At 26.2% G+C, this 19,947-nt stretch carries 20 protein-coding genes; 13 read left to right on the top strand and 7 right to left on the bottom strand.

From position 1 onward, the window contains the following. Window positions 1–24 precede the first annotated feature (24 nt). Both leuB and B0175_RS06325 read right to left on the bottom strand, forming a co-directional pair. Window positions 25–1,092 (bottom strand): 3-isopropylmalate dehydrogenase, encoded by a 1,068-nt coding sequence (gene leuB, locus B0175_RS06330; protein WP_108527794.1) that lies wholly within the window; start codon window positions 1,090–1,092, stop codon window positions 25–27. Then, window positions 1,093–1,593, bottom strand: a complete 501-nt coding sequence (locus B0175_RS06325) for a 3-isopropylmalate dehydratase small subunit (RefSeq protein ID WP_108527793.1) — start codon at window positions 1,591–1,593, stop codon at window positions 1,093–1,095. It lies immediately after the preceding gene. A 167-nt stretch (window positions 1,594–1,760) separates the two neighbouring features. On the opposite strand from B0175_RS06325, the gene rpoD reads away from it, so the two are divergent. Continuing rightward, entirely contained in the window at window positions 1,761–3,641 is a 1,881-nt protein-coding gene (gene rpoD, locus B0175_RS06320; protein WP_108527792.1) for an RNA polymerase sigma factor RpoD, read from the top strand. Window positions 3,642–3,643: 2 nt separating this feature from the next. Continuing rightward, window positions 3,644–4,330: a hypothetical protein gene (locus B0175_RS06315; protein WP_108527791.1), complete on the top strand. Its 687-nt coding sequence runs from the start codon at window positions 3,644–3,646 to the stop codon at window positions 4,328–4,330. Between the two features lie 8 nt (window positions 4,331–4,338). Here B0175_RS06315 and B0175_RS06310 read toward each other — a convergent pair whose 3' ends face one another. From B0175_RS06310 to hemL, 4 genes are read right to left on the bottom strand one after another with little or no spacing between them, the layout of a single operon-like run. Continuing rightward, window positions 4,339–4,887, bottom strand: a complete 549-nt coding sequence (locus B0175_RS06310; RefSeq protein ID WP_108527790.1) for a hypothetical protein — start codon at window positions 4,885–4,887, stop codon at window positions 4,339–4,341. Beyond that, on the bottom strand, window positions 4,874–5,182 hold the full coding sequence (locus B0175_RS06305) for an AtpZ/AtpI family protein (RefSeq protein WP_108527789.1): 309 nt from the start codon (window positions 5,180–5,182) through the stop codon (window positions 4,874–4,876). Before B0175_RS06305 ends, B0175_RS06310 begins: the two co-directional genes overlap by 14 nt. Before the next feature lie 10 nt (window positions 5,183–5,192). Next, on the bottom strand, window positions 5,193–5,507 hold the full coding sequence (ppnP, locus tag B0175_RS06300; protein WP_004509196.1) for a pyrimidine/purine nucleoside phosphorylase: 315 nt from the start codon (window positions 5,505–5,507) through the stop codon (window positions 5,193–5,195). Between the two features lie 14 nt (window positions 5,508–5,521). Continuing rightward, window positions 5,522–6,802 carry a glutamate-1-semialdehyde 2,1-aminomutase gene (gene hemL / locus B0175_RS06295; RefSeq protein ID WP_108527788.1) on the bottom strand — a complete coding sequence of 427 codons (1,281 nt, stop codon included), beginning with the start codon at window positions 6,800–6,802 and terminating at the stop codon, window positions 5,522–5,524. 50 nt (window positions 6,803–6,852) lie between these two features. Here hemL and B0175_RS06290 point away from each other — a divergent pair, with 50 nt between their 5' ends. Then, window positions 6,853–7,614, top strand: a complete 762-nt coding sequence (locus B0175_RS06290) for a TonB family protein (RefSeq protein WP_210004287.1) — start codon at window positions 6,853–6,855, stop codon at window positions 7,612–7,614. A gap of 20 nt (window positions 7,615–7,634) precedes the next feature. On the opposite strand, the gene B0175_RS06285 is transcribed toward B0175_RS06290, so the two are convergent. After that, the gene (locus B0175_RS06285; RefSeq protein WP_108527786.1) at window positions 7,635–8,744 is read right to left on the bottom strand and encodes an FtsW/RodA/SpoVE family cell cycle protein; all 1,110 of its coding nucleotides are present in this window, start codon (window positions 8,742–8,744) and stop codon (window positions 7,635–7,637) included. A gap of 19 nt (window positions 8,745–8,763) precedes the next feature. Between B0175_RS06285 and B0175_RS06280 the strand changes: the two genes are divergently transcribed. The 10 genes from B0175_RS06280 to B0175_RS06235 all read left to right on the top strand — a co-directional run bounded on the left by B0175_RS06280 (window position 8,764) and on the right by B0175_RS06235 (window position 19,876). Beyond that, the gene (locus B0175_RS06280; RefSeq protein WP_108527785.1) at window positions 8,764–9,750 is read left to right on the top strand and encodes an RluA family pseudouridine synthase; all 987 of its coding nucleotides are present in this window, start codon (window positions 8,764–8,766) and stop codon (window positions 9,748–9,750) included. Next, window positions 9,698–10,960 carry a fibronectin type III domain-containing protein gene (locus B0175_RS06275; protein WP_108527784.1) on the top strand — a complete coding sequence of 421 codons (1,263 nt, stop codon included), beginning with the start codon at window positions 9,698–9,700 and terminating at the stop codon, window positions 10,958–10,960. The genes B0175_RS06280 and B0175_RS06275 overlap by 53 nt, the downstream gene beginning before the upstream one ends. A 7-nt stretch (window positions 10,961–10,967) precedes the next feature. Continuing rightward, a complete protein-coding gene (trmB, locus tag B0175_RS06270) occupies window positions 10,968–12,161 on the top strand; it encodes a tRNA (guanosine(46)-N7)-methyltransferase TrmB (protein WP_108527783.1) in 1,194 nt (397 codons plus the stop codon). Beyond that, a complete protein-coding gene (locus tag B0175_RS06265) occupies window positions 12,158–12,820 on the top strand; it encodes a cell division ATP-binding protein FtsE (protein WP_020847815.1) in 663 nt (220 codons plus the stop codon). The genes trmB and B0175_RS06265 overlap by 4 nt, the downstream gene beginning before the upstream one ends. Further along, window positions 12,807–13,619: a cell division protein FtsX gene (locus B0175_RS06260; protein WP_108527782.1), complete on the top strand. Its 813-nt coding sequence runs from the start codon at window positions 12,807–12,809 to the stop codon at window positions 13,617–13,619. The genes B0175_RS06265 and B0175_RS06260 overlap by 14 nt, the downstream gene beginning before the upstream one ends. Then, the gene (locus B0175_RS06255; RefSeq protein ID WP_108527781.1) at window positions 13,612–14,886 is read left to right on the top strand and encodes a murein hydrolase activator EnvC family protein; all 1,275 of its coding nucleotides are present in this window, start codon (window positions 13,612–13,614) and stop codon (window positions 14,884–14,886) included. Before B0175_RS06260 ends, B0175_RS06255 begins: the two co-directional genes overlap by 8 nt. 8 nt (window positions 14,887–14,894) lie before the next feature. Further along, window positions 14,895–15,323 carry a hypothetical protein gene (locus B0175_RS06250; RefSeq protein ID WP_108527780.1) on the top strand — a complete coding sequence of 143 codons (429 nt, stop codon included), beginning with the start codon at window positions 14,895–14,897 and terminating at the stop codon, window positions 15,321–15,323. After that, entirely contained in the window at window positions 15,320–17,101 is a 1,782-nt protein-coding gene (gene mrdA / locus B0175_RS06245; RefSeq protein ID WP_108527779.1) for a penicillin-binding protein 2, read from the top strand. The genes B0175_RS06250 and mrdA overlap by 4 nt, the downstream gene beginning before the upstream one ends. 75 nt (window positions 17,102–17,176) lie before the next feature. Then, a complete protein-coding gene (gene fliP, locus B0175_RS06240) occupies window positions 17,177–17,902 on the top strand; it encodes a flagellar type III secretion system pore protein FliP (protein WP_108527778.1) in 726 nt (241 codons plus the stop codon). A gap of 30 nt (window positions 17,903–17,932) precedes the next feature. After that, window positions 17,933–19,876, top strand: coding sequence for an HD domain-containing phosphohydrolase (locus B0175_RS06235; protein ID WP_108527777.1), 1,944 nt, complete (start codon window positions 17,933–17,935; stop codon window positions 19,874–19,876). Window positions 19,877–19,947 lie beyond the last annotated feature (71 nt).

Here is a 19,947-nt window from a genome sequence, read left to right as displayed (position 1 = left end):
CATTTAATCCCAATAAATATAAAATTATGAATTTATATATTTAACAATAATATCACCCATTGAAGATGTATTTAACACTTCTTTTGCATCATATGCTGCTAAATCTTTAGTTCTATAACCATCTTTTAATACAGCTTTTATAGAATCTTCTATTAAATCTGCTGCTTTTGATTCATTTAATGAATATCTTAACATCATTGCTGCACTTACTATTGTTGCTAATGGATTCGCAATACCAAGCCCTGCAATATCAGGTGCTGAACCATGAATTGGTTCATAAATTGCTGTTTTATCACCTGTTGAAGCTGATGGAAGTAATCCAATAGAACCAACAACCATTGAAGCTGTATCAGATAAAATATCTCCAAAAATATTTCCAGTTACAATAACATCAAATTGTTTTGGATTTCTTACTAATTGCATTGCAGCATTATCTACATACATATGACTTAAAGTTACTTCTGGATAATCTTTTGATAATTCATTCATAGTATCTCTCCAAAGTTGAGAAACTTCTAAAACATTTGCTTTATCAACAGAACAAACTCTTTTATCTCTTTTCATTGCAAGTTCAAATGCTGTTTTACCAATTCTTACTATTTCTGGTTTTGTATAAACCATTGTATTAAATGCTTTAAATCCATCATTTTCTCTTGGTTTTCCAAAGTAAATACCACCAATTAATTCTCTTACAATCATAATATCCACACCAGTAATTACTTCAGGTTTTAAAGTTGAAGCATTTACTAATTCATCATAAATAATTGCAGGTCTTAAGTTTGCATAAACACCCATCTCTTCTCTGAATTTTAATAATCCAGTTTCAGGTCTTAACTCTCTTGGTAATGTATCCCATTTTTCTCCACCAATTGCACCAAATAAACAAGCATCACTAGCTAATACCCCATCTATTGTTTCTTGAGGAAGAGGAACACCAGTTGTATCAATAGCAATACCACCCATTAAATATTCTTTATAATTTAATTCAAAATCACATTTTTTTGCTGCAGCGTTTAATACTTTTATTGCTTCATCAACGATTTCTGGACCTATTCCATCACCTTTTATTATTGAAATATTGTAATTTTTCATTTATATTGCCTTTTTCATTTCTGCTTTTGCATAATTTATTAATCCACCAGTTGCAATTAATTCTTGCATAAATGGTGGAATTGGAATAAATTTATAAGTTTTTTTAGTTGTATTATTTGTAATTTCACCTTTATCTAAATTAATAGATATCTCTTCACCCTCTTTTATCTCTAAAGATTCTGGTAATTCAAATATTGGTAATCCCATATTAAAAGCATTTCTATAGAAAATTCTTGCAAAAGAAGGTGCAACAACAGCAGCAACTCCTGCAGCTTTTAAAGCGATTGGTGCATGTTCTCTACTTGAACCACATCCAAAGTTTTCTCCAGCAACAATAATGTCACCTCTTTGTAATTTTTTTGGAAACTCTGGATCTGCATCTTCCATAACATATTTAGCTAAATGTTCTGGGTCTGAACTATTTAAATAACGAGCTGCAATTATAACATCAGTATCAATATTCGCTCCAAAATTCCAAACTTTCCCTGTAATAGTATTCATACTTTTTATCCTTGATATTTAATAAACTAATTTTTTTATTAATTAAAAATGAGACATTCTAACTAATTTTTTAGTAATTTTTCTTTAAATAAATTATTCTTAATCAGATATTTAATTAATTTGGGTATAATCCTCTCTTATCATAAAAAAGGAGATTTCCTAGCAAAATGAGCGTAAAAGATATAAATAAAACTATTGAACTTCTTGTAAAAGAGTACAAAGACTCAGTTCTTACTTATGAAAAAATTATTAAAATTTTTCCAAAAGCGCCATCTGGTCCTACTATTAAAAAACTTTTAGCACTAATTCAATTATATAATGTAACAGTTATTAGTTCTCAAGAACAAGCAAAAAGAATGAATGATGAAGAAGCTAAAAAGAAAAAAGAGTTAAGAGAAAAGCTTATTGAAAATGAAGATGATGTTTTCGATTTATTAAAAAATAAAGAGCTACTTGAATGGTCGAGATCAGATTCTCCTGTTAGAATGTATTTAAGAGAAATGGGACAAATTCCTCTTTTAACAAAAGAAGAAGAAGTTGAAATATCAAAAAAAATTGAGACTGGTGAAGATATCATTCTTGATGCAATTTGTTATGTACCATATTTGATTGATTTTATTTTAGAATATAAAGAACCTTTAGTTAATAGAGAAAGAAAAGTAAAAGAATTATTTAAAAACTTTGATGATGATAACGAAGAGGAAGAAGATGATTTTGATAATGAAGATTTAGAGGAAGAAGATTCTGAAGAAGAAAATTTTGAAGATGATGATGAAAAAGTTTCTGGTAAAAAACAGAAAAAACTAGATAAAAGAGCTCAAACAATCATCGAAGCATTTAAAAATCTTGAAAAAGCAAAAAAAGAGTGGCTAAAATTTCAAGCAAAAGAGACTGCTAAATCTGATGATGAATCTGATTTAATGACTTTTAATCTTGCAACTGCCTTTAAAAAAAGACTTTTAAAAGAAGCATTACTTGATTTAGGTCCAACATCTAAACTTATTACAGAAATTGTAAAAGCTATGGAAACAGCACTTAAATCAGATACTGGTTTTGATAGTGAATTAAAAAGATTAGAGTACAAATTACCACTATTTAATGAAACTTTACAAAAAAACCACCAAAAAATATTGGATAACATTGTAAATTTATCAAAAGCACAAATAACTACAATGGTTCCTGAAGCTACTATGGTTTCTACATATATGGAAATAAAAAAATTATTTCAAACAGCAGAAGCTTCTAAAGATGGTTTTGATTTAACTCCTGAAGAGTTAAAAGCAGTTCTTGAACAAATAAAAAGAGGTAAACAAATAACAGATACTTCAAAAACAAGAATGGCAAAATCAAATTTAAGACTTGTTGTTTCTATTGCAAAAAGATATACAAATAGAGGTTTACCTTTCTTAGACTTAATTCAAGAAGGAAATATCGGTCTAATGAAAGCTGTTGATAAGTTTGAATATAAAAAAGGTTACAAATTCTCAACTTATGCAACTTGGTGGATTAGACAAGCTATAAGTAGAGCAATTGCAGATCAAGCAAGAACTATTAGAATTCCAATTCACATGATTGAAACTATTAATAGAATTAATAAAATCATCAGAAAAGGTGTTCAAGAAAATGGTAAAGAGCCTGATATTGAAGAAATTGCAAAAGAAGTTGGATTACCTGTTGATAAAGTAAAACAAGTTATTAAAATTACAAAAGAGCCTGTATCTTTGGAAGCTCCTATTGGAAGTGATGAAGATGGTAAATTTGGAGATTTTGTTCCTGATGAAAAAGCTCCAACACCTATTGATAATATCATGAAAGAAGATTTACAAGGACAAATTGACCAGATTTTAAGTCAGTTAAATGAAAGAGAACAAGCAGTTATTAGAATGAGATTTGGTCTTATGGAAGATGCAAGCGACAGAACATTAGAAGAAATTGGTAAAGAACTAAACGTAACAAGAGAAAGAGTTAGACAAATTGAATCTAGTGCAATTAAGAAGCTAAAACATCCAAAAGTTGGTAAAAATCTTAAAAATTACGTAGAAAGTTAAATATGAATTTTTTTGAAAATTGGGTAGAAATGGATTTAAATCCTATTTTATCTTTTTCATCTAACGCAAAAATATTGTATTCTAATTCAGAAGCACAATTTTTATTGAATAGAATAAAACCTAAAGAGCTTTTTGATTTAGCACTTACTTATGCTCCAAAAACTTTTGGAGCATTAACTTCGTATATTGATTTGACAATTCAAAACTACACTTTTTATGCTATTACAGTTATGTATGAAAATGATGAAGAAATACATGTAAAACTTTATAAGAGTGCAATGGTAAAAAAAGAGACTAATTTAAATATAAAAAATATTAATACTACTAATATTTTTACTTTAGTTGATTTAGCTATTTCTACAAGTAAAATCAAATCAAATATTAATTTTGCAAAAAAATATGATCCTTCAATTCCAGAATTTAAACTTGATGCAAATTCTTTTATAAAAACACTAAATCATGTATTTGAAGAATTTAGTAGTGAGACAAAAAATGTATCTTGTTCTATTTTATTAAAAGTTGGAGAGCATATAAAAATAGATGAAAAGAAATACTCTTTAATAAGTGTAGATATATCTTCTTATGATAAAAATAGTGATTTTTCTAAAATAAATATAAAAGACAGTAACTCTTTCATAATAACATGCAACAAAAATCAAGTAACTATAGACTTGCCTTTAGTTCTATAATTTCAAAGTTATTTTTTAACTAACTTTGAAATTAAAACTCCAATTGGAACTACTCCCAAACCTACAATAAAAGCTATTGGCATAAAAATTTTATTATTATTTAAAACAAAAAAACCAAAAATCAGTATAACATATCCAAAAACTCTATAAATAGACAAAAATCCACTTGCAGAAAAGATTGTATTTTTTACAGAATTTCTTTTAACTTTTGATTTCTCATCATTTATTATTTCTTTGATTTTTTCGGCTGTTAATTCATTTTCAGGAATTTCTTCATATTCAGTATATAAATCATAAGGATCATCTATTTCATCAATTTTATCTCTATCTTCACCTTTTGATATTTTTGAATAATCAAAGTTTGATAATCTATTTTGAATATTCTTTTTATAAGAGATAAAAGAAGCAATTGTTATAAGTAAAGATGAAATAAAAGCTATTTGAGTATTTAAAAGCCATAATTTATTTTGAAAAACTAAAGCATAAATAAAAATGCAAAGGTCTAAAAAAATAAAAACCTTTGCAAATTTGATAATCTCATCATTAATCTTCATCATCAAAAGATTTATCTCCATATTTTGCTCTATGAGCATATCTTGGATCATCTTCTAAGCCTTCAAACTCTTTTTGAGCTCTCTTATAAGCTTTATAGATATTTAATCCCGCTGCTAATATTCCCCAAATAATTCCAAGCCATAAAGTCCAAGTATAACCTGTTAGATGTTTTAATCCATAACCAATACCAAAACCAATTAATATCGCGGCAACAATAGAAATACCTAAAGATAAATTATCTAAAGCGACAATCTTATCTTGATGTTTAGGTTTTTCATATTTTTCTTCATTTTGCATAAAATACCAACTATTTAATGTAAGAACAACAATAATCAGTTATTGTTTTAACTTTTATATCAAAACTTGAGTTTGCAGGAACACTAAAAGATGTATTAGCACCGTATATTTTCCACTCATTTGTATCTTTTAGTTTAACTTCAACTTCTCCAGCAACAATTTCCATAAGTTCAGCTTCATTTGTACCAAAAGTATATTCACCAATCATCATAATACCTAAAGTTTTTTTCTCACCATTTGACTCAATAAAAGTTCTACTTGTAACTTTTCCATCAAAATAAATATTTGCCTTTTTTACTAATTCAACATTTTTAAAACTTTCCATTTTTTTTCCTTTTTTTATAAATTTTTCATAACTTCATTTGCTGCTTTTAAACAAGCATCAATATCTTTATTTGTAATTTTTGTACAAATAAAACCTGTTTCATATTGAGAACAAGCAAAATAGAAACCTTTTTTTAACATTTCATGATGAAATGTTGCAAATCTTTTAAAATCACAAAGTCCAACATCTTTGAAATTTTTTGGTTCTTTTTCACAAAAGAAAAAACCAAACATACTTCCTCTTGTATCAACTTGAAATGGGATTTCATATTTATTAGCAATTTTTTTCAAACCATTTACTAATCGTAAGGCTTTTTTATTTAATTCATTGTAAATCTCAGGATTTGCTTTTAATTTTCTTAAGCTTTTTAAACCTGCAGCCATAGCAACAGGATTTCCACTTAAAGTTCCAGCTTGATATATTTTTCCTTCAGGTGATAAATTGCTCATAATCTCTTTTGATGCAGCGAAAGCGCCAACAGGCATTCCAGCTCCTATTACTTTTCCAAAAGTAATAATATCAGCTTTTGTTTTTACAATTCCACTAGCTCCTGTTAAACTAGCTCTAAATCCACTCATAACTTCATCAAAAATCAATAAAGCACCATGTTTATCACAAAGTTCTCTACAAGCTTTTAAAAACTCTTCACTTGCAGGAACTAATCCCATATTTCCTGCAATTGGCTCAATAATAATACAAGCAATATCACTTGAATCAGCAAAGCATTTTTCTAAATTTTTTATATTGTTATATTCACAAAGTAAAGTATGTTTTGTCAAATCAGAAGGAACTCCAGGACTACTTGGACTTCCAAAAGTTGCCAATCCAGAACCAGCTTGAACTAATAATGAATCAGAATGTCCATGATAACAACCTTCAAATTTAACAATATCATTTTTTCCTGTAACACCTCGTGCCAATCTAATAGCACTCATTGTTGCTTCTGTTCCTGAACTAACAAATCTAACTTTATCAATATTGTCATACATTTCAACAATTTCTGAAGCTAATTTTGTTTCAAGTTTTGTTGGAGCACCAAAAGACAAACCTTTTTTCGCAGTTTTAATTACAACTCTTTCTATATCTTTATCACAATGTCCAAAAATTAGTGGTCCCCAACTTTGTACAAAATCTACATATTTATTTCCATCAACATCATATAAATATGCACCTTTTCCTTTTTTTATAAATGGAGGTGTTCCTCCTACACTTTTAAATGCACGAACAGGCGAATCAACTCCACCAGGAATTACTTCACAAGCCTTAGTATAGGCTTCTATTGATTTTCCAAACATTTATATTCCTAATTAATTAATTATTAGCTCAATTGTACTATAATCCCGCTATGAAAAATATTATCTTCGCATTTATAATCTCTGTAATACTCCACTTATTACTATTGGTAAGTTATAATAAAAGTTTAAATGAAACAAAACAAGAGAATAAACAAGAACAAAATGAAAAAATAGTTGAAAAAAAGTCTGATGTAAAGTTTGTAAAAATTCAACAAGAAAATATTTCACAAGAAAAAAAAATCGAGCCAAAACCTGAACCAAAAGTTACCCAAAAGATTATAGAAAAACAGATAAAACTTCCTAAAAACGAATCTGAAAGTAAAATTGCTCAAAATACAAAAAAAAGTGCTGATATAAAACAAGCTAAAGAGATACAAAAAAATATTCTAAAAGAATCAAATGCATTACAAGAAAAGACTTTAGAAAATTTTTTATCTCAAAAAGAGCCTATAAATAAAAATATTTTAAATGAACTTGAAAAACTTTATGGTGAAGAATATAAAACTTTCACAAAAGTTCAAAAAGCTTATCTAGAAAAAAATTTAAATAATTTTCAAGTTATAACACAAAGGGTTTTAGATAGACTTGGTTACCCAAAACTCGCAGCAAAACAAAAAATTGGTGGAGTAAATATTGTCGAATTTATGTTTCATCCAAATGGAGATATAAGTGATTTAAGAATTATAGATTCATCTGGATATGCTGTTTTAGATGAATATACTATTGAGTTAATTCAAATTGCTTATAAAGATTATCCAAAGCCAGAAACTACAACGAAATTAAGATTTAAAGTATTTTATAGAATATATTAAATAGAGTAAAAACTCTATTTTTATAATTTTCTTTCATAGTTGTACATATTCATATATCTAAATGCTATTAAATTTTCCAAAATAGCAAATGTCACAATAAAATTAATAAAAGAACTTCCACCATAAGAAAATAAAGGTAAAGGAATTCCAACAACTGGTGCAAAACCTATAACCATTAAAAGATTAACACTCATATTAAAAAATATAAGTAACCCTAAACCAGAAGCAAAAACTTTTATGACGTAATCATCTTTGAAAAAATAATTCATTGTAAGAAGATGCAATATAATTAATACATATAAAACAATTAATCCAATTGCTCCTAAAAAACCATATCTTTCAACCAAATATGCAAAAATAAAATCGCTTGTTGCAATTGGTAAAAATCTCAATTGTGTTTGAGTTGCTTCATCACTTTCTTTTCCTGTAAGCCCTCCAGAACCAATTGCTATTATAGATTGCTGCACATGATAACTTGGCTTTTCTGCAACAATAAAATCATGAATTCTTTTCTTTTGATAATCTTTAATTAAATAAGTATAAATAAAAGGGGAAGATACACCTATTGCAATAAATATTGCAAACCAAATCTTCCAATTAACTCCAACTAAAAATAAAATTCCATAACCAACAAATAACATTACCATTGCAGTTCCTAAATCTGGTTCTTTTGCAATTAGAACAAATGGTAATAAAATATAAAATGAAAAGTACATAAAATCTTTAAGATTGTAACCATTTATTGGTGGAGGTTTTCTACTTATTAAATATCCTAACATTAAAATATAAATAGGTTTTATTAACTCTGAAGGTTGAATTGTTGTATCAAGTAAAGGAATATGAATCCATCTTTTAGCGCCTAATTTTGAAATTCCTATAAATTCAACCAAAATAAGTAAAATAATTCCTAACCAATACAAAGCTGGTATTAAATGTAGTTTTTTTCTAATTGGTAGCATAAATACTATCATAAATGCAAAGATAGAAAGTGTATAATAAAATAGTTGTTTATATGCTAATAGTTCGTTTGTTTCACTAATTAAATGGTATGATAAAAATATCAAAGGTAAAACAAATATTATTAACAAATAATCAAAGTGTAAAATAATTCTTTTATCAAATAATCGCATAACGAAAGAGTATCAAAATATGAATAAAAACTTTATTGTTTTAGAAGAAAATAGATTAGATAAATTTTTGGCACAAAATATAGATGCCTCAAGAAACCAAATAGAGCAATTAATAAAAAAAGAGTTTGTAAAAGTTGATGGAAAAATTGTAAGTAAAACCGGCTTAAAATTAAAAGAAAATCAAAATATTGAAGTTTTTTTTCCAGAAGTTCAATTAAATAACTTAAAAAATGAAAATTTTATAAAAAATTCTTTAGGAGATAAAGAAGTAGAAATCATTTATGAAGATGATTATATTTTAGTTCTAAATAAACCTTATAATTTAACAGTTCATGATGCACCAAGTGTAAAAGATGCAACTTTAGTCGATTGGTTAAAATTGAAAAATATTTCACTTTCAACAATAAGTGGAGAAGAAAGACATGGTATTGTTCATAGACTTGACAAAGGAACAAGTGGAGTAATGGTTGTTGCAAAAACAAATGAAGCTCATATAGGGTTATCAAAACAACTTGAAGATAAATCAATGGGAAGATATTATCTTGCCATTATTGACCTTTCATTAAAAGAAAATATGATTATGGAAAAACCAATAGCAAGAAATCCAAATAATAGACTTAAAATGTCTATTGAACAAAATGGAAGATATGCAAAATCAGCTTTTTCAAAGATTGCTTTAAGTGATAATGAAAAATTTGAATTAGTAGCTTGTAAACTTTATACAGGAAGAACTCATCAAATACGAGTTCATTTAAGTTCGATAAATAGGCATATACTTGGTGATAATTTATATGGATTTAAGGGCGAATTAAATAAAATAAATAGATTTCTTTTACACGCTTATTATTTATATTTAACTCATCCAGTTACAAATGAGCAAATGTGTTTCAAAGCAAATCTACCAAAAGATATGGTAAATTTTCTAAATACTAATTTTCAAAAGGAGAATATAAATGATAAAATTAATGAAAAATATATTATTGATAGCTTTAGTTTTACTGTTTAGTGCTTGTAGTGATATTATAGATAGTATTTCATCACCATCTACACCAAAGATAAACAATAGTGTTCCAACGGTAAATTATAGTTCTATAAAATCTATTTCAGATATAGCATCAATTGGTTTTGAATGGCAAAGAGTAGATGATCCAAGAGTTGTAGGTTATAACTTTTATAGAACAGATTTACAAAGTGGAGAAAAAACTTTAAAACTTATTAGAGCTATTGAAAGTAGATATACAACTCACTATGTTGATAAAGAGCTAGAACCAAAAACAAAATACGCTTATCAAATCTCTTCAAGATTAAGTGATGGAAGTGAATCTGTTACAACAGAAGCTTATATAGCTGAAACTTTACCTAGAATAGTTCCTGTAAATGGAGCACAAGCTATTTCAAATTTACCTAAAAAAGTAAAATTACTTTGGCAACCACACCCAGACCAAAGAATTCAATATTACAGAGTTGAAAAATATAATACAACATTAAATGAGTGGATATATCAAGCAACTGTAAATCAAAGATTATCTGCTGAATATCTTGATACTGGTTTAGAAAACAATACAACTTATCAATATAGAATTAAAGCTTTTACTTTTGAAGATGTAGAATCAGCTCCTACAAAAACTTTAAGTGCAAAAACAAAACCCGCTCCAAAATCACCAACAAGTGTTAAAGCTTCAAATAATATTCCTAAAAAAATATTTATAACTTGGTCACCTTCTCAAAATCAAGATATCATTGCTTATGATATTCATAGAAGTAGTTATAGCTCTTTTGGATTTAGCAAAATTTCAAGTGTAAATTCAACAACTACAGAATATACAGATTCTGTTGATGATGATGGAAGAACTTATTATTATAGAATAATTGCAGTTGATAAAGATAACTTAGAAAGTGCAGATAATATAACAGCAACAAAAGGTATAAGTTTACCAAAACCTATAAAACCAACTATAACATCTGCACAAATTCAAGGAAGTGTAAACTTAAGTTGGCAACCAGGTGATAATAGAGCAGTTTCATATAATGTAGTAAAAAAAATAAAACAAAATTTTTTCCAATATAAAACAGTTATATTCAATAATATTTCAGGTACGAGCTTTAATGATAGCGATATAGTAAGTGGCGTTGACTATAAATATTCTGTTCAAGCTGTTGATGAATTTGGTTTAATTTCTGAAAATTCAGATGAAAAAACACTATCTAGAAAGTAAAAAATAAATGCCTCATATAGTTTTCGAAAAAAATGATTTACTTAAAACTCCATCAGCAAAAGATGGAGTCTCTTTTGAGTTTATTGCAAAATCATATAACTTTACTTCAAAACCAAGAAGAGATGAATATAAAATCGCAGTAAAAGACCAAGATAAAGATTTTTTATTATCAATAAAACCAAAAGATGATGATTTGATGATAAAAGCTGATAAGGTTACAAGAATATCTCCTGTTAGCTTAATAAAAAAAGCTTTGAATTATTATGTAGAACTAAATAATTCTAAAATATTATTTTCAAATACAAATAATCTACAAGTAAAAAAAGAGCTAAAAAACGAATATCTAAAAGACATAAACTACTTTGTTGATGATTTTAAAACAGACAAAGAGATTCAAATAGAGATTGGTTTTGGAAGTGGAAGACATCTTTTACATCAAGCAAAATCAAATCCAAATATCCAATTTATTGGGCTTGAGATTCACTATCCATCAATTGAACAACTCTTAAAACAATTAGAAATTCAAAATATCGCAAATGTATTAGTAGTAAATTATGATGCACGACTTTTTATGGAGTTTATTGAATCAAATAAAGTTGGAAGAATTTTTGTACATTTTCCTGTTCCTTGGGATAAAAAACCACATAGAAGAATCTATTCAAATGAGTTCGTAAATGAAGCTTTAAGAGTTTTGAAAATTAGTGGGACATTAGAACTTAGAACTGATAGTAGAAAATATTTTGATTTTTGTACAGAAGTTTTAACAAATCTTCCAAAAGGAAGAATTACTATAGATATAAATAAAGACTTAGCAGTTTCAAGTAAATATGAAGATAGATGGAAAAAACAAGGTAAAAATATCTATGATGTAGTTTTAGAAGCTTGGAATGAAGATGAAAATATCAATCTAAATTATGATTTTTCATTTAATTTTGAGGCAAATTTTAATAAAATTATAAATTCAATTCCTCAAAAATCAATAATTGAAAAAAATTACTTCGTCCATATAGAAGAAGTTTATACTATTTTAGATAAAGATAATTCAGGATTAATAAAAATTACAATGGGAAATTTCGATAGACCAGTGACAAAATATCTACTTATTCAAAATAAAAGAATTTCATACTATCAAGGAAATCCTCTTCCAACAAGTGCGAATATAGATGCACATAAAAAATTAATAGAGATTTTAAGTATATGATTGAAGCTAGAAATATTTACCTTACTTATGATGACAATAGATATATTATCAAAAAAGGTAATTTCACTATAAAACCAAAAGAATTTATATTCATTGGTGGAAACTCTGGAAGTGGTAAATCTACTTTATTAAAATCATTTTATGGTGATATTCCATTAAAACACGGTAGTTTAAAAATCGAAAATCAAGAAGTTTTTGGAATAAAAGGAAAAAAATTAAGACTTCTTAGAAAAGATATTGGTATTATTTTTCAAGATTATAAACTTATAAATGAATATACGATTGAAGAAAATATCATGATACCACTTAAAATAAATGGTTACTCTCATGAAGTTTCACAAGTTCAAGCAGATAACCTATTAAAACATGTGAGATTAAGCCATAGAAAAGGTTTTTATCCAAATCAATTAAGTGGTGGAGAACAACAAAGAGTTGCAGTTGCAAGGGCACTTGCTCATAATCCAAAAATTATAATTGCAGATGAACCAACTGGAAATTTAGATGATTTTTCAGCTGAAGTTGTTTGGAATTTATTAAAAGGTGCAAATGAACAACTTGGAATTACTGTAGTTGTTGTAACACATAGAGTTCCTAAAAATCTAGGGATTAAATTTAGACAATTATCTATTGAAGATGGGATTATTTATGAAGTCTCTTAAAAATATCTTTGCATTTTTAATTCCCCTACTTTCAATGTTAATTACATTTTCTATATATTTATTAATCAATAATATAGTTGAGAATTATAAAAGTAAGATTTCAAGAGACTACTCTATTATTATTGTTGCTACAAATCCTATCAACAATATAAGTGAACTTGCGGGTATAAAAGTAGAAAAAATACAAGCTTTACCAAATGATAAAATTATTGAAAACATAAAATCAAATTTATCAAATAATTCTGTTGAATTATTAAAACAAAAACTTCCAAATTTTTATCAAATATATTTAGAAATTTTTCCTACAAGTACAGAATTAGAGGTGATTAAAAATACTTTATTAGCAAATAAAGATATTAAAAAAGTAGAAGTTTTTTATAAAAACCATAATCAAATTTATCTATTACTTCTTATTTTAAATAGTGTATCTTTTATACTATTTTTTATTATTACTTTATTTGCAATTATAATTATTGCTAAACAAATAAAACTTTGGTTTCATGAATATAGAATTAAAATTTCTATTTTAAGATTACATGGAGCTTCTATTTTATATAGTGCTTCATCAATATTAAACTATGCACTTATAAGTTCATTTTTGTCTTTTTTAATTGCAGGAGCTTTTTTAATCTTTATTTCAAATAATTTAGATGTTTTATTTCCATTGGAATTACAAGAAATTGTTGATGTAAAAATAAATTTAGTAGTAGAATTAATAAAACTATTTTTATTATCATTTTTTATCTCAATTTTTACAATTTTTGGTGTATTACTAAAATACAAGATAAGTAATGATTAAAATATATTTTGCTCTATTTTTGGTAATAAATTTCTTATTTGCAGCCTCAAATGTTGATAAAAAAATTCAACAAAATCAAAAAATTTTAGATACAAAAGAGAAAGAAAAAGAGACAGCAACTCTAAAAATCAAAGAATTAGCAGATAAAATTGAAGAACAAAATAAAAATATCACCGATTTAGAGCAAGAAATAAAAGATATAAATAATGATATTGAAGAACATCAAAAATTACTTGAAGAATCAAAAGATAAATTAGAAGATTTAAAAACAAAATCTAGTGAATTGTTAAAAGAAAAAAATAGTAATGAAACAGAAATAATAAATACTATTGTTGAAGAGTTTTCTATTTCAATGGCTTTAAAATTAGCTTCTGAAGACTCTTTACAAGAATTAATTGATAGTGAAATTTTTACTTTATTATCAGAACATGCTAAAGAAAAAGTTATAAAATTAAATAACAACTACAATGTTGTTTCTGAAAATGCAAAAAATAACCAAAAAGATATTGATAAAATATCTTCATATATCAATGATCGACAAAAAACAAAAGTTAAATTAACATCATTAAAAGAAAAACATGCAAAATCTTTAATAGATATTGAAGGGCAACATAAAGCTTATCAAGAAGAATTAAATAAGGTAGTAAAAAAACAAACAGAATTGAATAAACTTCTTGGTGAATTAAATATTCTAAAAGATGCAGAAATAAAAAAAGCAACCGAAGCTAAAAAATCTCAACAAGCTTCAACAACTGATGACAATGATGGCTATAGCCAAATGCAAACTACTGATGTAAGAAATCAAAAATTTGCAAAAGATTTAAACTTGGATGTAAAAAAAATTGGTTCTTCAACAGATGGTGTTCAGATTGTAAAATATAAAGGTGCAAAAACTATTGCTCCATTAAAGTCTTTTAAAGTTGTAAAAAATTTTGGTACATATTATGATCCTATTTATAAAATAAAATTGTTTAATGAGTCTATTGTATTAAAGGCAACTGATTCAGAATCAAAAGTAGTTTCTGTATTGAATGGTAAAGTGGTTTATGCAAAAAAGAATGCAGGAATGCTTGATAATGTTGTAATTATTCAACATGAAGGTGGATTACACACAATTTATGCTCATTTAGATGAAATTGCTCCAACTTTGGTTGTAGGTAAATGGGTACAAAAAGGTTCTGTTGTAGGAAGAGTAAATGATTCTTTAAGTTTTCAAGTTACTAAAGACTCAGCTCATATTGATCCAAAAGATTTATTTAATATTTAGGCAATTATATGGAAAAAAATAGTTTAGATAATCCATTTTTTTTATTCACTATATTGGTTTTAGCCGTAATTTCAAATCTAATTGCTTCAGTACATTTTTTATTAATTTTATTTGGTGGTATAATATTTACTGCTTTTTACAGAACTCTAAAAAAAAGATATTACTATTTATTTTTTTTAGTTATTATTGCTTTTTTATTTATAGAGATAAATAGTGGGTTAAAGCCCTTTTCTTTATCCCTTTTATCATTTTTTATATATATTTTTATCATTCCAAGATATGAATCTAACTCATTGAGTAGTTTTGTTTATGTAATATTTTTCTATCTTGGTTTAACAATAATGTGGTTTTTATCTTTTGGACTTGATGAAAGAATAATTTATGCACTTATTATAAATTTATTTATAGATTTAATATTTTTTGGAGTATTTCTTTGAACATAAGACTAAATATTGTTTATATAATTATTCTAGCTATAGCTTTAACTTTACTTTCTAGAGTATATTTTTTAAGTATAAAATCAAATACATATTATGATGAACTATCAAAAAACAACTATATTAAAAGAATTTATAAAGTTCCAGTTCGTGGTGTTATAGAAGATAGAAATGGTGAACCATTGGCTTTAAATAAGATTGGTTTTTCTGTTTCAATAAAACCTCATTTAAGAAGTGAAAAATATCAAGAAAAGTTAGAAAGTATTGTTGATTTGGTAGTAAAACATTTTCCTCAATATGACAAAAATAAACTTTTAAAAGAGTATAAAAGAAACGATTCTGCTTATAATCATGAGTTTATAGAGATAATTGATTTTATTCCTTATGAAGAATTTTTTCCAAAATATACTATTTTGGCTTCGAATGAAGATTTAAAAATTGAACCATCATCAAAAAGATTTTATCCTTACAATGAAACAGCTGCACATATTATTGGATATGTAGGAAAAGCTTCAAAATTAGAAATTTTAAATAATGAATTAGCTATTCATAGTGGTATTGTTGGAAAAAATGGTTTAGAAAAATATTATAATTCTAAACTTCAAGGAGAGTTAGGATACAAAGATGTAAAAGTAAATGCTTTAAATCAAGAGATAGAAGTTCTTGAAGAAAAAAATGCATCAACAAATAATAATATAGAAATTTCAATAGATATAAAACTTCAAAGATATTTACAAGAGTTATTTGAGGGTAAAAGTGGTTCTGTTATCGTAATGGATGCAACAAATGGTGAAATTATAGCCGCAGCATCTTTTCCTGAATATGATAGTAATATTTTTGCAAGAGGTATTTCTCAAAATGAATGGAACCAAATGAGAAATGATTTTAACCATCCATTTACAAATAAAATTATAAATGGTCTTTATCCTCCTGGTTCAGTTATAAAAATGGGTGTTGCTTTATCTTTTTTAGAAAATGGTATTCCAGAAAATTTCACAGTAAATTGTAGTGGTTCACTTCCTATTGGAAATAGAAATTTTAGATGTTGGAAAACAACAGGACATGGAAATATTAACTTTAGAAGTGCAATTGCAGAAAGTTGTGATGACTTTTTTTATAAAGGAAGTTTAAAATTAGGAATTAATAAAATTTCACATACTCTTGATAAATTAGGATTTGGACAATTAACGGGAATTGATCAAATAAATGAATTTGTAGGTGTTAATCCAAATAAAGAGTGGAAAGAAAAAAGATTTAATAAACCATGGTATGTTGGAGAAACTGTTATTACATCTATTGGTCAAGGAAATATGCTTACAACTCCTCTTCAAATTGCAAGATATACAGCATATATAGCAACAGGAAAACTACCAAAACCACATCTTTATAAAGCAAATTATGAAGAACCTAAAGACGTTGATATTCCAGAAAAATATCTTGATTTAATGAGAAAAGGTATGTACGATGTATCTTATGGAGAAAGAGGAACAGCAAGAAGATATATAACATCAAAAGTTCCTATTGCTTCAAAAACAGGAACTGCACAAGTTGTTTCTATTCCTCAATCTGAAAAAGTTAGGATGAAAGAGAGTGAACTTGAGTATTATCAAAGATCTCATGCTTGGATTACTACTTATGGACCATTTAAAAACCCTAAATATGTAGTTACGGTTGTACAAGAACACGGAGGTGGTGGAGGAAGTGCCACAGGAGGAGTTGCTAGTAAAATTTATGATAAACTTTATGAGCTAGGATATATAACTCAAGATGAGCTGTAAATCGTTTGATAATCCTATTTTTAAAGATTTTTTAGATATTATCAGCTTTTATTTTAGTTTTTTATAGGATTTTTTTTGAAAATTATTTTTACTGTACTATTTTTTTCTATCTTTGCTAATGCAGCAGATGCTCCAATGATAAATCTTTCAGTTGCAGCAATAGAACAACCAGTACAATTTGTAAGAACTATTAATATTGCAATTATTTTAGCACTATTAGTTTTAGCACCAACACTTTTATTAATGGTTACTTCATTTACAAGACTTATAATTGTATTTTCACTTTTAAGACAAGCTATGGGGTTACAACAAACACCACCTTCTCAAATAATAATTTCTTTGTCTCTTATTTTAACTATTTTTATTATGGAACCTTATGCAAGAAAATCTTGGGATGAAGCAATAGTTCCATATATGGATGAAAAAATTGGTTATGAAGTTGCTTTTGATAAAGGTGTTGCACCTTTTAAAGAGTTTATGATAAAAAATACAAGAGAAGCTGATTTAGCACTATTTTATAGAATAAAAAAAGAACCAAATCCAAAAAATATAGAAGCTGTTCCACTTACTTTACTTATGCCAGCATTTATTGTTAGTGAATTAAGAACTGCTTTTGAAATAGGATTTTTAATATTTTTACCATTTTTGGTTATTGATATTATCGTCGCTTCAATTTTAATGAGTTTGGGTATGATGATGTTACCTCCTGTTATGATCTCTTTGCCTATTAAAATAATTTTCTTTATAGTTGTTGATGGCTGGCAACTAATAATTGGAAATCTCGCACAATCTTTTAAATAACTAAATATATTTAATCACCTTAGGACTTATATGAAAAATATTTTATATTTTTGTTTTACTTTTTTCGTTTTATTATTACTATCTTATAAATTATATTATGTACCAGAAATTAAAAACTTAACAAATCAAATATATCTAAATAAAAGTGTAGAAATAAAAGAATTTTTCAAAGAAGAAGTTGAAAAAAAGAAAAAAAGAACTTTTGCACTTACATATTTAATAAGTCAAGATAAAAGAATAATAACGGCTTTAGAAAGTAAAAATAATAGCTCAATTACTTCATATAAAGAGATTATTGAAGAAATGGGAAGCCATAATGAATTTAAAAACTTATGGTTACAAGTTATTGATAAAAACGGTCATAGTTTTTATAGAAGCTGGACTAATGATGTAGGAGAAGATGTAACTCCTATAAGAATTGATGTTGAAAGTATGATTAAAAATCCTAGAACAATGGAAGAAATAAGTGCAGGTAGAATAGATATATCTTTTAAAACAATGATTCCTTTATATGATAATAAAAAAGAATTTGTAGGAATGGTAGAACTAATATCAAAATTCAACTCTATTGCTGAAATTTTAAAAGAAAAAAATATTGAACCTATAATGATTGTAAATAAAGATTATAGTAAAAACATTATACAACCTTTTTCAAATCTTTTTATTGATGAGTATTATGTTGCAAATGTAAATGCTTCAAAAAATCTAATGGAAATGATAAAAAAAGAAGGTATTCAAAAATTTTTAGATTTAAAAGGTTATATGATATTTAATAAATATCTTATAACAACTTATGAAATAAAAGATATCAATAGTGATGATATGGGATTTTTTATCTTTTTATTTAGTGAAAAGAACATCAATAAATCAGTTATTTCAGAATTTAAAACAGCTTATCTATCAAAAGTAATTATTTTTATGATAATTTCTGGTTTACTTTTTTTATATCTTCTAAATAAAGCATATACTAAAGCCTTAAAAATCAGATTAAAAGAACAAACTTCTCAAATGATGAGTCAAGAAGAAGAATTAAAATCTTTATATGAAATCTATGATAAAAATGTAATTTTTTCAGTTACAGATTTAAAAGGAACAATAACTCACGCAAGTAGTGCTTTCTGCAAAATTAGTGGTTATACAAAAAAAGAGTTAATAGGTAAACCGCATAATATAATAAGACATCCAGAAACTCCTAAAGAAACTTTTAAAAAGATGTGGGAACAAATTCAAAAAGGTAATAAATTCACAGCTGAACTAAAAAATCTAAGAAAAGATGGTAGTTTCTATTGGGTTGTTGCAGAAATTGAACCAAAGTATGATAAAAAAGGAAATCATATAGGTTATTTTGCCGTAAGAGAAGATATAACAGCAAATAAAGAGATAGAAGAGATTCAAAAAGAGATTATTTTTACTATGGGTTCTATTGCTGAATCAAGAAGTAAAGAGACATCAGAACATATTGAAAGAGTTGCAAAATACACTGAACTTATTGCTTTAGAATTAGGTTTAGAACCAAAAGAAGCAAAAATGTTAAAACTTGCAAGTCCAATGCACGATATAGGAAAAATTGCGATTCCTGATTATATATTAAATAAACCTGCAAAATTAACGCCTGAAGAGTTTGAAATAGTAAAAACTCATACAATAAAAGGTTATGAAATGTTAAATCTTTCAGAAAGACCTCTTTTAAAAACAGCAGCAATAATTGCACTTACTCATCACGAAAAATATGATGGAACAGGTTATCCTAAAGGTTTAAAAGGTGAAGAAATTCCACTATATGGAAGAATAACAGCAATAGCTGATGTTTTTGATGCTTTAGCCCATGAAAGATGTTATAAAAAAGCTTGGAGAGTTGATAAAATAGTTGAATATATCAAAGAAGAAAGAGGAAAACATTTCGATCCTAAATTGGTTGATTTATTCTTTGAGAACTTTGATAAAATATTAGAAATCAAAAAAAACTACCAATAATATCTTAAATAAATAAAAATTATAATATTTAGAATCTTCTATTATATTATAATATTTTTTAATAATTCTCA

Source organism: Arcobacter lacus (assembly GCF_003063295.1).
GTDB classification, from domain to species: domain Bacteria; phylum Campylobacterota; class Campylobacteria; order Campylobacterales; family Arcobacteraceae; genus Aliarcobacter; species Aliarcobacter lacus.
The sequence above is the reverse complement of the archived record's forward strand: the minus strand, read 5'-3'. Positions and strand labels throughout refer to the sequence as shown.

Excerpts from the sequence above, each read along its gene's own strand:
- B0175_RS06290 (WP_210004287.1), top strand. The coding sequence starts at position 6,853 with ATGAAAAATATTATCTTCGCATTTATAATCTCTGTAATACTCCACTTA.
- B0175_RS06315 (WP_108527791.1), top strand. The coding sequence starts at position 3,644 with ATGAATTTTTTTGAAAATTGGGTAGAAATGGATTTAAATCCTATTTTA.
- B0175_RS06275 (WP_108527784.1), top strand. The coding sequence starts at position 9,698 with ATGATAAAATTAATGAAAAATATATTATTGATAGCTTTAGTTTTACTG.
- B0175_RS06310 (WP_108527790.1), bottom strand. The coding sequence starts at position 4,887 with ATGATGAAGATTAATGATGAGATTATCAAATTTGCAAAGGTTTTTATT.
- B0175_RS06265 (WP_020847815.1), top strand. The coding sequence starts at position 12,158 with ATGATTGAAGCTAGAAATATTTACCTTACTTATGATGACAATAGATAT.
- leuB (WP_108527794.1), bottom strand. The coding sequence starts at position 1,092 with ATGAAAAATTACAATATTTCAATAATAAAAGGTGATGGAATAGGTCCA.
- rpoD (WP_108527792.1), top strand. The coding sequence starts at position 1,761 with ATGAGCGTAAAAGATATAAATAAAACTATTGAACTTCTTGTAAAAGAG.
- hemL (WP_108527788.1), bottom strand. The coding sequence starts at position 6,802 with ATGTTTGGAAAATCAATAGAAGCCTATACTAAGGCTTGTGAAGTAATT.
- B0175_RS06250 (WP_108527780.1), top strand. The coding sequence starts at position 14,895 with ATGGAAAAAAATAGTTTAGATAATCCATTTTTTTTATTCACTATATTG.
- B0175_RS06235 (WP_108527777.1), top strand. The coding sequence starts at position 17,933 with ATGAAAAATATTTTATATTTTTGTTTTACTTTTTTCGTTTTATTATTA.
- B0175_RS06305 (WP_108527789.1), bottom strand. The coding sequence starts at position 5,182 with ATGCAAAATGAAGAAAAATATGAAAAACCTAAACATCAAGATAAGATT.
- ppnP (WP_004509196.1), bottom strand. The coding sequence starts at position 5,507 with ATGGAAAGTTTTAAAAATGTTGAATTAGTAAAAAAGGCAAATATTTAT.
- B0175_RS06260 (WP_108527782.1), top strand. The coding sequence starts at position 12,807 with ATGAAGTCTCTTAAAAATATCTTTGCATTTTTAATTCCCCTACTTTCA.
- B0175_RS06325 (WP_108527793.1), bottom strand. The coding sequence starts at position 1,593 with ATGAATACTATTACAGGGAAAGTTTGGAATTTTGGAGCGAATATTGAT.
- B0175_RS06255 (WP_108527781.1), top strand. The coding sequence starts at position 13,612 with ATGATTAAAATATATTTTGCTCTATTTTTGGTAATAAATTTCTTATTT.
- B0175_RS06280 (WP_108527785.1), top strand. The coding sequence starts at position 8,764 with ATGAATAAAAACTTTATTGTTTTAGAAGAAAATAGATTAGATAAATTT.
- B0175_RS06285 (WP_108527786.1), bottom strand. The coding sequence starts at position 8,744 with ATGCGATTATTTGATAAAAGAATTATTTTACACTTTGATTATTTGTTA.
- trmB (WP_108527783.1), top strand. The coding sequence starts at position 10,968 with ATGCCTCATATAGTTTTCGAAAAAAATGATTTACTTAAAACTCCATCA.